The sequence below is a fragment of the Bradyrhizobium sp. USDA 4452 genome, from assembly GCF_054063575.1.
Genome location: NZ_JBSSGK010000001.1, coordinates 6,454,995 through 6,467,674, shown reverse-complemented (window position 1 = coordinate 6,467,674; position 12,680 = coordinate 6,454,995). Strand labels below are relative to the sequence as shown.

Sequence of the window (12,680 nt, the reverse complement as noted above, 5' to 3'; positions counted from 1 at the left end):
CCGAGGCCACTAGTCTCGTCAAGACATGACGTCATATGCAGCCCCGGAACACGCGTCGTGCCTGCCCACTGCTCTCGCTCCTCCGCCGATTGCTTGCTGAAGCACGCCATTGCTGATCATCGCAGCGCCCTCGAGTCCGATCGAGCTACAAAAACGCCAGTACGCCGGGGTGCCAACTGCGAGACATCGGGCGACGAGATTGCAATCGTTGCGCAGCGCGAGAGCACGAACGATGTCGGCCTACCTCGGATTTCCATCAGCTCAGCTCGTTCAACGAACAGCGTCGGGGCTGTTGATGACCTCCAGCTCGTGGTACACGTCGGCGGCAGTTGAATGCCAAGCAAATTTGCAAGCTTTGCCACGTATGCTCGCGTCTCGTCAGGTAACGGTGCTCCCGCGAGATGTTCCTCATAGCGAGTTGGTCCCGCATTGTACGCAGCAAAAGCGCCACGCGAACCGTAGCGGTCGAGCAATTCACGGAGATACGCCGTGCCGGCCAGAATGTTGTCACGCGGATCGTACGGATCGTTCCCTAGATCATAGCGTTGGCGCAGTTCCGCCCAAGTCGCCGGCATGATCTGCATCAGTCCCATTGCGCCCTTGGGCGACTTGGCGTGCATATCTCCAGCAGTTTCTATGCTCAAAACCGAGCATATCCACCGCGCCGGGATCGCAAAGCGTTGTGAAGCTTCTTCGATGAAGGCCGAAAGCTTGTGGGTGGTTCGACAGATCGCTGGGAGCGCAGCGGACCCGCTTTGGGCCAGAGCGGTAGTGTCCGACGCGGTCAGAGCAAGCAGCAGCGACACGACCACCCAAACAGACGCACCTGGCCGAGCCGAGTCTGCTGCCGTGCTCGCGCCCGTCCAAGGTAAAGCCGCTTCGCGCCGGCCATTTGGACCACCGCCGGGTGCGCCAGGCTTGCGAGCGTTGGCTGGGTCGGAGGAATGGTCCCGCAACCGATCGAACCGAGGGTGAACACGTAGAGCACGCACGGTCACTCCTCCCAGGTCCAGACCGGGAGCGCACAGCCAATCACCGCAGACGCCGGAAGAAATCCAAAATATCGGCCGTCCATGGAGTCGTCCGACTGCCAATTCATGAGAAAGAGCTCGCCGTCGCCGACGACGCGGCAGCCCTGCCATTTGGGCAGTGGCCGGCCACGTCCGTCGCGATCCTTCGCCTCGCCCACCGCAACATCATCCACCAAAATCGCCCGCCCGCTTCTACAGACCGTCTGCCCGGGCAGTGCCGAGATCCGCTTAAGCATGGGGACGCCGACCGGCAGATAGCCGTTCAAATCGAGGAAGGTCGCAAGCGGCTCCGGCGGTTGAACGGCGACCAGCTCGGTGACATGGAAGCGCTTCGTCGGTCGTAGGCTGTAGAGACCGATTGGCACGCTTGCCGATGCATTCCAAATGTAGAGTGGAAGCGGCACCAGGACGATCGTCGCGATGAGCGCGGCAGCCACCGCAACCGTCGTGGTCAGCGTCATCAGGCGGCTCTTCATCGCATCACTCTGCGACGATGGAGCCAGGCCTGGTGGCGTGTTTTGGTGTATGGACGCGGGTTTTCGTTGACGGAGAGACGGTTATGAACATGATGCCAATGATCGGGCGCGACGTCAGCCGGATCGATTCCAAGCGCCTCGACGGCATCAACCATCTGCAACACTCGCTCGACCTTCGGCCATCCAGAGAGCCGCAGCACGATCTCTCCGCCGGGCCTCACATACGGTACGGTCGAGCAACGCTGTCCCGGTGCGACAGCGCGCAAGATGTCAATCCGCGACATGGTCGTGCCAAAGTCGTTGGATGTCCAACGGACGAAGGCAAAGATGCTACCCGGTGCAAATGATAGGACACGCCGGTGACGATCAAGCTTTCGTTCCTTGACAATACGACCGAACCGAATGCGGTTTTCGATACGCTTCTCGAGCCACAAAACTTCCACTTCCGTGAGATCGTTCATGCCGCCGCTCCCTGACGCTCGAATCGGGAACGGTATGCTTTGGGCAGAGCGAACCACGTGTGTCTCTTCTGAAGGTGAGCAGGCCTAGCGGCCTGACGTTGCCAGTCAGTTCCCATGTAAGTTGAGGCCTGGTCCGCCAGAAAGAAGCCCAAGTATTTATGGCTAGCAGCAGTACTGAGTTGTGCCCCCTTGCATGCCGCGCTACGGCGACGATACCGCGCGACGATTCGCGGCTGGAGCGCACCACGCATTCCAGCCGTCGGCGACGAAGTCGAACGATGGACTTGCACGCAGGGTTCGACGTTTCGCTGGATCCGAGACGATCTAGGAAATCGACCAATGTCCGGGCCCACTTCGGATTGGCGCCACGGCGCCATCAATCCGGACAGACCGGTCGCATCGTAAGCATCACCGAATGCGGCGACGAACTGACGCAGGCGATGCCGCAAAAGGCGGCCATCACGATCCTGACCAGCATTCCCGACAATTTCAAGCCGGGTCTCGGGAGCCCGTAGCTCGCCGGGAAAAAGGGTCTGAAGTGCGCCGCGACACCGGCGGCGGTGCGCTGAGGATTTGCTAACGGACATGGCCTAGCGCCGCTCTTTACCCGCATAGGGAATTGGCGCTCGCCGTTTTGCGGGCAGTACGGTGCCGACACCAGGATCCGAGGTCGACTTCTTCTTGCCGAGTTTGGCCCATGCTGTCAGGTCAGCTACTGAATAGACCACGCGTCCGCCAATCTTGTGATACTCGGGACCGGTTCCGTAGGTTCGGTGTTTCTCCAACGTGCGGCCGGACAAACTCAAGAAGCGCGCGGCTTCGGACGTGCGTAAGTAACGCGGCGGCTTATCCGTGTTCGGATCGGACATTTGAGAAGCTCCGTGCTCCTTTGGAGCGCATGCGAGGTTCGCCGCGCGTCGACTGCCATGATCGCGGAGTAGAGGTGCTTAGGGGGATGCCGAAGATGATGCGGTGATTTTCGACACCCACATCGAAGGCGTTCGCCTCAGAAGTCTTGCAGTAGCCGGCAATCTATCAAGGCGAGGCTCCGCCCCCTCGGATGGTCCAATTGCGAGGAACCGTGTCTTCTGAGCACGGCCGGGATGCGTTTTTGTCGAGCAGCGCTCCGGCGATGGTTCGATAGACGCTCATCGCAGCAATGAGCGGCGAGCGCTCCGATAACAGCAGCACGTTGGAGAGGGCGAGCTGCCCTATAGGAGCGTCGGCGGTCTGAAATGTCATGCCGGCGAAGTGGGCCTCGACGCCGGTACACGCTTCTACAATCGCAATTCCTTGTGAAGCCGAGGTGGCAGTATTCCGCGGCGCGCGACCTGAGATGATCGAGCAATATTTCCGCAGGACCGTGGCACGGTCATGCTCGGAAGCAAGAGTGAGGCGCGACGTGCGGCCACGCTCGGCTGCTAGCTCTTGCTCAAAAATTGAAATGATGCGCTCGAATCGAGGCCGTGCCTTGGCACCGGCTTGCCAATCGATCGAATCCTGAGGGAAGCAGATGGCTCAGTCAGATTGACAGAAATTGCAGCCAGTCCCCTGATGTAAAGGCCAGAGCGAGGGGGCCGCCGAGCTCGGAAATTCAAGGCCGAGGCCTGCGCATGAGGTAACATAGAACCTTCAATCGTTCGGCTCATCTAGGAAAATTGTGATCTTCGTGCTACATATTCATCGAATTTGATGCAGGAAGACGTCAACAATGCCTACTCCACACAATCCTCCTGCTGCGGTAAGGCGCGCGCTACGCAAGCTTGGGGCGGACATCCATGACGCCCGTCGACGCCGACGGTTGCCGATGGCGGTCGTGGCCGAGCGCGCCTTCACGTCCCGGTCGACCCTGCAAAGGGTCGAAGCTGGTGATACCAGCGTCGGCATCGGCATCTACGCTGGCGTGCTGCAGGCGCTCGGCCTGCTCGACGGCCTGGGTCAGGTCGCCGACATCAGCAACGACAGCGTCGGCCAAGCCCTCGCCAGCGCGCACCTTCCCAAGCACGTCCACCTCAAGCGGCCAACCGGACCATCCCACGATGGCTGACTTCGAGGTGCACATCGATCTGGACGGCCGCACGCGCCCGATAGGGTTGGCGAGGAGCAATCGCGTCAGAGGCGCGGAGACCATCCTCTTCGAGTACGACGCTGCATGGCTTGAGGATCCGGACCGCTTCTCGCTGGAGCCGGCACTTGCACTGACACGCGGCGCATTCGCTCCTCCCGCCCGATTAGCCATCTTTGGCTCCATTGGCGACTCGGCGCCGGACACCTGGGGCCGCCGCCTCATGCAGCGCGCCGAGCGCCGCCTCGCCGAACACTAGGGCCGTGCCGTTCGCACCCTCGCGGAAAGCGACTATCTGCTGGGCGTCGCCGACGAGAGCCGGCTAGGCGCGCTCCGTTTCCGCTGGGTCGGCGACCGTGTTTTCCAGGCGCCGACCCGGGCCGGCGTGCCTGCCCTGATCGAACTCGGCCGGTTGCTCCAAATCACCGAGCGGATTCTCCGGGATGAAGAAACAGATGAGGAGCTCCAACTCATCTTTGCCCCCGGCTCTTCGCTCGGCGGCGGGCGTCCGAAGGCCTCAGTCATTGACCAGCATGGTCACCTCTCCATCGCCAAATTCCCGAAGGAGACCGACGACTATAGCATGGAGACCTGGGAAGAGATCGCACTGCGGCTCGCTGGCCAGGCAGGTATCGCCACTCCGCAGCACGAACTGATCGACGTCGGCGGCAAGCCGGTCATGCTGTCGCGGCGCTTCGATCGTGAGGGTGCGATCCGCATCCCGTTCCTGTCGGCGATGGCGATGATGGGCGCCAAAGACGGAGAGCGCGGCAGTTATCCGGAGATCGTCGATGCCCTTGCTCAACACGGCGCACAAGGGAAAACGGATGCCCATGCCCTTTATCAGCGTGTCGTCTTCAACGTGCTGATCTCAAATGTCGACGATCACCTCCGCAACCACGGTTTCCTGTGGCTGGGAAAGGCAGGATGGTCTCTCTCGCCGGCATACGACCTCAATCCCGTTCCAACTGATCTCAAGGCCCGCGTGTTGTCGACGAACATCGATCTGGACGAGGGCACTTGCTCGCTCGACCTGCTGGAGGCCGCATCGGAGTTCTTCGCACTCACGCTGCCGCAGGCCCGCACGATTATCAAAGAAGTCGCGAGCGTAACGGCAACCTGGCGCGAAGCCGCTAAGGCGGTCGGCGCCCGCTCGGCCGAAATCAACCGCATGGCCAGCGCCTTCGAGCACGACGATCTAAAACGGTCGCTGGCGCTATGACGAGAACGTTCCTTCACAGCTTCAAGCCAGCGACAGTGGTCCGATCACCGGCAGATCAAGCTCGAGGCAGCCGACATCAAGCGCTCGTCGCGATCTGCAAGGGCGATGCGGCGACCGCCTCGCTCGAGGCGAGCCGTGTCAGGGACTGCAGCCGGCCACGTCATCCCTCGGATCGGCGCCCTCGCAGCCTGTCTCATGTCAAGACGCTGGCGCCGGGTGGGCGCCTCTGGTTCGGGAAAAACGGGCCTGACCGTCATTGACGGCGACAATGGCGCCGGTAAACCCGGCTGAGCGCCCGCCACGTCGGCGCGACCGGCGGCGCCAAGCGGATCGCAGCGCCTCTTAAGCTGCCGGGAAGCGCCCCGCCGGATCGGCGGGGCGCCAGCACTCGGCCAAAGTTTCGCGGTTCTTGCGCGGCCGCGACCAGAGAAGCGTGTAGCCTTCGCCGCCTTCGTCGTCGAACAAGTTCGCGTAGATCGGTGCATTGAACGAGGGGTCATCCAGCTTGACCGAGAGGTAATCGCGGCCCTCTTCTGAACGCTTCGACCAGGCTGCGCCGATCTCAACTCGGCCGACATAGACCCGGTGGCTCGGTGCATTCTCGCCGGAGCGGTTGGTTTCGGGGACGATCCGAATGCTCCTGGCCTGGAGCGAGAGGGTGACGATCTCGCCGGTGAACTCGTTGTTGCCGGTCTTCTTGAAGGTGCCGATGGTCGCCATGGTAGTTCTCCTTGATCTCTGTTTTCCGAGCCCGCACCATGCGGCCTCGATGGTGATCGACAGGCCGGAGGCGATCGACGGCGCACCCCGAAGGGGCCTGACAGCAAAGGAGCAACTTTCTTGGCTCGCGCGAGGAATGACGGCGCAGCCGGCAGGGGAAGAAAGTTGTGACGCCGCTGTTGCGCCATAGGCGGTCGAGGCGCAGCCGTCCTTCGGGCAGATCCATCCATCGAAGAGGCCGTTTCGTGCGCTCGATCCGAACAGAGCTGACATCAAGGACAACGTGGCGATGCCGAGTCCCGCCGAGAAGCAGGCCCAACGAATTGAGTGGTGATTGGCTCTTTGTGCTGCCAGGCGCAGATTTCCGATTCCGCGATCAACGCCTCGGCCCTACGCTCGGGCTCACAATAGTCGCCGGCCGTATCTGTGATCCGCCGCTATTTGGTTGACCGCTCACAACGGTCGCCGCGTATCTATCTCCTGCGGCAATCGGTCAAGCCGCGACGCTTGGGCTGCTCTGAGTGACGTATCAAAGACGAGGACGGCGAGAGCTCCATCTGCATGATCCAGTCAACCTCACGCGATGTGACGTTATCAGCCTATCACCGAGCACCTTGCCCCGCGGGTCCGGGCGCGGTCACTCGCAGGGCTCGGCATCGACAAATCCAGCCAGAGCGTGGCCGCTCAATGGCAGCGGCCGGGCGAGCGATCACCTTGCCGAAAACACGCAATTCCCTGCGGCCTGTGCCACCTGCGCATTCTGTCGGAATACAAGCGCGCTTCATGTCTGAAACCCGCCCCCGACTGTCTTCGAAAGCCACATTGCGTAAAAACGCGCGGGAGCGCCCCTTCTATAGTGCTGGCCTAAATCCTGCACCCGCTCTCTGCGCCAGGAAGTTTGACGACGGCAACAAGATGGGAGTCGCGTTTGGGCCTCGATCCGTCAATCGACACGGCGTTTGCCGCACCCGAGGTCGTTTGTCCGCACCACGCTGGGAGAACGCAAGACGTTCCTGCTCACCACGACCTCGCACGGCATCGGTCATGCGACCAGACAACTGCTTTCAGAAGAGGGCCGGCGTATCTTCACTTGCACGCGGCACCCCTTCGGTGGCGGGCGATGTCGGCGGGGTTCGGAGACAGACAACCCTGTCCGTGTAACTCCAAGCATTCGTCGGACGGTACGGCGGGCCATCGTCAAGGTCGCGGAACGGCTTGCTGGCGCACCGCTAGACTTATTAAGCCGCGACGCCGGCATTTCGCCATAGACACCGGACCGTACCCGGCGGATGCCGGTGATGGCGTCATTCGAAAGCTGGATGAGGCTGATCCATGCCAATCTGCCTGGCCTAACCCTCCTGCCGCAAGACCTCTTTCCCGAGTTCGAGGCGGCTTCGGTCATGATCGTCGACATGGCTTGATCAGCAACCTGGCCGTGCGCAACGGTTTCCCGGCACCGCCATTGCCTCCCGCGTCAAGGCTCGGTTGCCTGCTCACCCTGAAGCAAGGCGTCAATACATGATCGATGAACTGGACCTGCGAACCTTCACGCCACATCCGCAACGCGACGCTGTGCTCGGCGAAGTGCACGCGCGCCCTTTTACGCGCCTGGTTTCGCCCTTCAGCGTGATCCACTTCGCTTTTCTTGCACAGGGCGAAGCGGCCACGAGCGATCGCTGCCGCTTTATCGATTTTTGCCTCGAGCGTAATCTTGCGCCGCCTGATCAGTCGGCGAAACTTCATCAGATCCTCATCGGGCCCGCTACGCTACGCTGGGAGCAGCATTCGGAATTTACAACATTCACCTGGATCTGGACCAACGCAAATTGTTCTGCCGCAGACCGATTTGACAAGGTTGATTGTACCGTCCGATCGCTGATCCGCGCGTTGCGTCAGACCGGGCAGTTGCTGGTCGCGATCAGGCTAGAGGTCGAGCAGGACGCCTCGCCGACCAGACGGGCCGAACAGATTTTTGACAAGAACAGCCTGGCCATGGTTGCCACAAAGAGCGGCGCAGGCGTTGCGGCCTCAGACTTCCGCGTAGACGAAAAAGGCTTCACGAAAATCCTCGTCTGCGACCTCGGGTTGACGTCGCACGATCTCGGAGCGCTGGTGCAACGGCTCCTGGAAATTGCGACCTACCGTCCACTGGCGCTGCTTGGCCTGTCGGCGGCCCTTGAGCTTGCACCATCTGTTGATCGCATCGACCGCCGTCTTGTTGAGGCACTCGAGAAAATGCAAAGCGGTGAAGGGCTGCAGTTCAACAACCATCTGCTTGCCGAGCTGACGGCGCTGGCCGCATCCTTCGAAAGAGGCGCAGCCGGCAGCCTGTTTCGCTTCGGCGCCAGCAGGGCCTATAACGAGCTGGTCCAATCGCGACTGTCCATCATTGAAGGCACCGATGTCTCGGGCTATCCGACCTGGTCGTCGTTTCTGGCGCGCCGCATGGCCCCGGCGATGCGAACCTGCGCGACCGTGGAGGATCGTCAGGCGACTCTCTCGGTCAAGCTCGCGCGTGCCGCCGATCTGTTGCGAACTCGGGTCGACGTCGAAATCGAACGACAGAATCGTGACCTGTTGCAGGCCATCAACGAGCGCGCAAGACAGCAACTTCGGCTGCAGTGCACGGTCGAAGGATTGTCGGTCGGGGCGATAGGATATTATGTGGTCAGCCTGTTTAGCTATCTTGCCAAGGGCGCGCATGATGTCGGACTGCGAGTAGAGCCCTCGTTCCTGACCGCAGCCTTCGTGCCGATCGCGGTCGGCGTCATCTGGCTGGTGAGTTATAATGTCCGAAAGCGGCACCTCAAGCACGACGACGCGCCCTCGGTTAGTTGCGACTAGAGCTCCTTGAGGGGATCGGTGCGTCCGTCCGGCGAGGCTCGCATGGTTGTGGTGCGACGCTGCCGCAAGATCGCGGCCGCCTCCTGCGCAGGGTAATGCCCCGCCCGGACCAGCCGGGCGAGGCGTCGTGGGTCGGGTCAGTCGCCGTTGCGACGGCTGGGACGGGACCAGATCAGGCTGAAGCCCTCGCCTTCCTCGTCGGCGAAGAGGTTGGCGAAGATCGGAGCGGTGAAGCTCGGATCGTCGAGCTTGAGGCTCAGATAGTCGCGCCCCTCGTTGGAGCGCTTGGACCAGCCGGCCCCGATCTCGGCCCGGCCCACGTAGATGCGGTGGCTCGGAGCGTTGTCGTTGGAGCGGTTGGTCTCGGCGACGATACGGACGCCCTTGGCTTGCAGGCTCAGGGTGACAATCTCGCCCTGGAAATCGTTGCCCGCCTTCTTGAAAGTACCGATGTTAGCCATGTCACTTCTCCTGTTGTGTTTCGAGCCCGCGACCACCGCGGCCTCGATGGCGATCTAAAGGCCGAGGACGATCGGCGACGCACCCCTTGCGGGCCGGAGCGCAGCGGAGGACGCCGTTGTGGCGACTATCTTGCCTCGCGAGGAATGGGCGAAGCCCAGGGGAAGAAAGTCGCATCAACGGCGTTGCGGCTCAGACGATCGAGGCGAAGCCGGTCTTCGGCCAGATCAAGCCATCCAAGAGGCCACGTGCGTCCGCGGGCTGGATCGCAAGCTCGGGAGAAGAGACTTGGCAAATCTCGGTTGGGCTGCACAAGAAGCTGGAACGGCTCGGCGAACAAAGAGAAACAACCTGCCGCAAAGGGCGGTGTCGTCATGAGAGAACGATCGAGAACGACTCAACGTGCCAAGCGACGAGGTGGGCCGGGCCGAGATCGGCGCAGCCTGGTCGAAGCGTTCCGAAGAGGGCCGCGATACCTCTCACTCGAGTCACTTACCCCCCGGCTCAATATGGCGATCCTGCGCAACCTGTTTGATGAGGAAGGTGACGAGGGATCATCCTTCGCGCATGGCGGCCATGAGAATCGTTGAGACTGTTGCTCCACCAGTTCAGCCGGCTCCAACAGGCGGGTCTTCGCAAGCAGGAACAGTCACCTGCGTCCATGTCGCGCGCCAACGCAAAGCGCGTCAGCGGCCCGATCTGCGCAAGCGTGAGCACCAGTGCGACGAAAGGGCCAGGCCGCCACTGACCGCCCGGCAGAACAAGCCGATGCATGATGTGGTAACAACAAGACCAGGCGCGAGCACTGTGGCGGCTTCATCCGGATGGATGACGATCGCGTCTTTCACCACCATCACAAGTCGCAACTTCGGATAGAAGGCTGGACGCGCCGGAGTGCCAGGCGTCCAGCTCCGCGCGATGGTTCGAAAAGACGGCGCTCACGCGCCGCCGAATTTCCAGACGGGGATGCCGAAACGCCTCGCCTTGTCGGCGAGGTTATCCTGAATTCCCGAACCCGGGAAATGCATGACGCCGATCGGCAAGAGCTCGAGCATGGCGTCATTGCGCTTGAAGGGTGCCGCCTTGGCGTGCTTCGTCCAGTCGGGCTTGAACGCGATCTGGGGCACCTTGCGGGTCGTCGCCCATTTGGAAGCGATTAGTTCGGCCCCCTTGGGTGAGCCGCCATGGAGCAGGACCATGTCGGGATGCTTGGCGTGAACCTTGTCGAGGCGATCCCAGATGAGGTGGTGGTCGTTGAAGTCGAGCCCGCCGGTGAGTGCGATCTTCGGTCCTGCCGGCAACATGACCTCGGTCTGGGAACGGCGCTTGGCGGCGATGAAGTCCCGCGAGTCGATCATGGCTGCCGTGAGCGTGCGGTGGCTCACCAGCGAGCCCGACCGAGGACGCCAGGACGAGCCGGTGTGAACCTCAAATTGCTCTATCGCCTGGTCGCGGAAGAGTTCCAGGCAATTTCGGCGCTCGATCAAGGTGAGGCCCTCCGCCGTGAGGCGCTCGAGCTCGACCGATCGCACCTCTGACCCATTCTGCTCCCGCTGGCTCTTGTGCTGCGCTTGTTCATTGTCGTCGAGCTGGCGTTCGATGCGATCGACAGCCCGATGGAACAGATTGACGGTTGACCAGAGGAGTTCGCTGAGATCCGGTTCGAGCCGTGTATCGCTTAGCGCGGCAACCAGGATGTCGAACATATCGACGATGGTAGCGGCGATCATCTGGCTCTCGGGGAGAGGTCTTGGGTCTGGCTGATCGTCGTAGGGGCGATAGCCGAACAGCTGCAATTCGCTGATGACGTGCTCGGTCGGAGACGGGGCGTGCGTCGGTTCGATGTCGTCGTGGTCGGTCATCGCAAGAGATCCTTTGGCGGAGCGGCCGCGCCCATCGCGGCCTTCGTGGCGATCACTCAGACGGCGGGCGGAACGGGTCAGAACCCGGAGCGCCTTGTCCGCCCAGGCCCGCAGGGCGTGGGCGGTAGCGCAGGGCCGAAGCGGCAGCGGAGGATGGCGAAGACCGGCTATTTTGCTTCGCGATGCAAAGCGCGCTCGCCAAATCGCGATCATGTCTTCTCATTGCCTGCGCGCGGCGGAAAATAGCCGGACGCAGCCATTGCCGGCCCGGGCCGCTTGCCGTCCGATCGCCCACTAGAAGGCCGAAGGTCGCGTCCGCTCCGCCAATTGGCCTCGGCTATGACCGATCTTTCGCCATCGGTCGAACAACCGCGACTACCCGGCGTCGATCATGGAGGAGCGCAGGAAGCGGGCGGCATCGTCAGGAACAAGTTGAAGCCGCAACGCTGCCCGGAGAGCCTCAAGGCCGAAGACATGCAGATCTTCATTGAAGTCACCGAGCCGAGGCGACAGCGAGATCGCTTCAACGCCGGCGTCCTCCGCGCGGTGGGTAAGGATGGCTTGTACGGCGTCTCCGGCGGCATCGGCGTCACGGGCGATATAGAGCCGACGCAAGCCAGCCGGCAGCAACATGACTGAGAGATGATTGGCCGAAAGCGCAGCAGCCATCGGCAAGGTCGGCAGCACGCAGCGCAGCGACAGCATGGTCTCGATGCCCTCGCCGGCAGCGAGCACATCATCCACCGGGCCGAAACGAACAGCGTTACCGAGCAGGTCGCCCATGGCCCGCCGTGGGGTGTCGATGGGAGCCTTGCCGAGCCGGATGCGATCAAAGCCGTCCGGATCGAGCCAAGCGCGATGCACGCCGCAGATCCGCCCATCAAGATTGGTGACGCTGGCTATCATCGCTGGCCAGGTTTCCATCGGCAAATGCTCGTCCGGTCGATAATAGCAACGCGGATGGAAGCGCAAGCTGCCGCCATGGTGGATACTGACCATTCCGCGACGCCGCAAATAAGCTTCGACCACGGTACCGTCGATGGGGCTGGACATTGCAAACAGGCGACGGGCGGCTTGCTGCGATCCGGCTCGCGCTGCTGGACTGACGGCATTCGGGGCGGGTTGCTGCTCGCAATGAGGTAGCGTTAGAAAGCGTCTTGCCTCCTCGGCCACCTCGCGAAAATCGCGCAAAGCCATGCTTTCGCGGATGATGTCGAGCAGGTCCCCATGTTCTCCGGTGGCGGCATCGGTCCACTTTCCGGCGGGCCCCTTCGTCGATTCCTGGAGCCGTACGAACAACGAGCGTCCTGGCGTGTTGCGGACGTCGCCAACCACCCAGTACCGTCCCACCCGCTTGCCGTTGGACAGATAGTGTCGGCATACGCCCTCGGCCTCGCGTGCAAGGCGATGTACCAAATCTGAGACATCAAAGACCATCACGCGCCCTCCCGTTCAACGAAACGGCTCAAGACGAATTTGCTTAAGAGGATGTCGCACGACGGCGACAGCTTGATCTTCCAAACGGCGCTTGCCATGTCAG

The 12,680-nt window shown here is 62.0% G+C and carries 12 protein-coding genes and 2 pseudogenes; 6 read left to right on the top strand and 8 right to left on the bottom strand.

Going from position 1 to position 12,680, the window contains the following annotated elements:
* Positions 1-116: 116 nt before the first annotated feature.
* The 3 genes from ACVISU_RS30265 to ACVISU_RS30255 all read right to left on the bottom strand — a co-directional run bounded on the left by ACVISU_RS30265 (position 117) and on the right by ACVISU_RS30255 (position 1,968).
* Entirely contained in the window at positions 117-812 is a 696-nt protein-coding gene (locus tag ACVISU_RS30265; RefSeq protein WP_456709385.1) for a lytic transglycosylase domain-containing protein, read from the bottom strand.
* 182 nt (positions 813-994) lie between these two features.
* Positions 995-1,507, bottom strand: coding sequence for a S26 family signal peptidase (locus ACVISU_RS30260; protein ID WP_456709384.1), 513 nt, complete (start codon positions 1,505-1,507; stop codon positions 995-997).
* Complete coding sequence (locus tag ACVISU_RS30255) at positions 1,504-1,968, bottom strand: DUF2840 domain-containing protein (RefSeq protein WP_456709383.1); 465 nt, start codon at positions 1,966-1,968, stop codon at positions 1,504-1,506. Before ACVISU_RS30255 ends, ACVISU_RS30260 begins: the two co-directional genes overlap by 4 nt.
* A gap of 278 nt (positions 1,969-2,246) precedes the next feature.
* On the opposite strand from ACVISU_RS30255, the gene ACVISU_RS30250 reads away from it, so the two are divergent.
* Positions 2,247-2,483 (top strand): transposase, encoded by a 237-nt coding sequence (locus ACVISU_RS30250; RefSeq protein ID WP_456709382.1) that lies wholly within the window; start codon positions 2,247-2,249, stop codon positions 2,481-2,483.
* 75 nt (positions 2,484-2,558) lie between these two features.
* Here ACVISU_RS30250 and ACVISU_RS30245 read toward each other — a convergent pair whose 3' ends face one another.
* Positions 2,559-2,837, bottom strand: a complete 279-nt coding sequence (locus ACVISU_RS30245) for a helix-turn-helix transcriptional regulator (protein WP_083992262.1) — start codon at positions 2,835-2,837, stop codon at positions 2,559-2,561.
* An 842-nt stretch (positions 2,838-3,679) separates the two neighbouring features.
* Here ACVISU_RS30245 and ACVISU_RS30240 point away from each other — a divergent pair.
* Positions 3,680-4,015, top strand: a complete 336-nt coding sequence (locus ACVISU_RS30240; protein ID WP_456709381.1) for a helix-turn-helix domain-containing protein — start codon at positions 3,680-3,682, stop codon at positions 4,013-4,015.
* Positions 4,008-5,255 (top strand): annotated as a pseudogene (locus ACVISU_RS30235) (type II toxin-antitoxin system HipA family toxin). The gene ACVISU_RS30240 and the pseudogene ACVISU_RS30235 overlap by 8 nt, the downstream one beginning before the upstream one ends.
* Before the next feature lie 342 nt (positions 5,256-5,597).
* Here ACVISU_RS30235 and ACVISU_RS30230 read toward each other — a convergent pair.
* Positions 5,598-5,975: a DUF736 domain-containing protein gene (locus tag ACVISU_RS30230; protein ID WP_456709380.1), complete on the bottom strand. Its 378-nt coding sequence runs from the start codon at positions 5,973-5,975 to the stop codon at positions 5,598-5,600.
* A gap of 1,298 nt (positions 5,976-7,273) precedes the next feature.
* Between ACVISU_RS30230 and ACVISU_RS30225 the strand changes: the two genes are divergently transcribed.
* Both ACVISU_RS30225 and ACVISU_RS30220 read left to right on the top strand, forming a co-directional pair.
* On the top strand, positions 7,274-7,396 hold the full coding sequence (locus ACVISU_RS30225; protein ID WP_456709379.1) for a hypothetical protein: 123 nt from the start codon (positions 7,274-7,276) through the stop codon (positions 7,394-7,396).
* A gap of 97 nt (positions 7,397-7,493) precedes the next feature.
* The gene (locus ACVISU_RS30220) at positions 7,494-8,819 is read left to right on the top strand and encodes a DUF3422 family protein (protein ID WP_456709378.1); all 1,326 of its coding nucleotides are present in this window, start codon (positions 7,494-7,496) and stop codon (positions 8,817-8,819) included.
* Positions 8,820-8,956: 137 nt separating this feature from the next.
* Here the strand turns inward: ACVISU_RS30220 and ACVISU_RS30215 are convergent, their stop codons facing one another.
* On the bottom strand, positions 8,957-9,280 hold the full coding sequence (locus tag ACVISU_RS30215; protein ID WP_456709377.1) for a DUF736 domain-containing protein: 324 nt from the start codon (positions 9,278-9,280) through the stop codon (positions 8,957-8,959).
* Positions 9,281-9,656: 376 nt separating this feature from the next.
* Between ACVISU_RS30215 and ACVISU_RS30210 the strand changes: the two are divergent.
* Positions 9,657-9,868 (top strand): annotated as a pseudogene (locus tag ACVISU_RS30210) (DUF736 family protein); the annotation flags it as partial.
* 348 nt (positions 9,869-10,216) lie between these two features.
* On the opposite strand, the gene ACVISU_RS30205 reads toward ACVISU_RS30210, so the two are convergent.
* Both ACVISU_RS30205 and ACVISU_RS30200 read right to left on the bottom strand, forming a co-directional pair.
* Positions 10,217-11,140 (bottom strand): DUF2493 domain-containing protein, encoded by a 924-nt coding sequence (locus ACVISU_RS30205; protein WP_456710936.1) that lies wholly within the window; start codon positions 11,138-11,140, stop codon positions 10,217-10,219.
* Between the two features lie 375 nt (positions 11,141-11,515).
* Positions 11,516-12,577, bottom strand: coding sequence for a DUF7146 domain-containing protein (locus ACVISU_RS30200; RefSeq protein ID WP_456709376.1), 1,062 nt, complete (start codon positions 12,575-12,577; stop codon positions 11,516-11,518).
* Positions 12,578-12,680 lie beyond the last annotated feature (103 nt).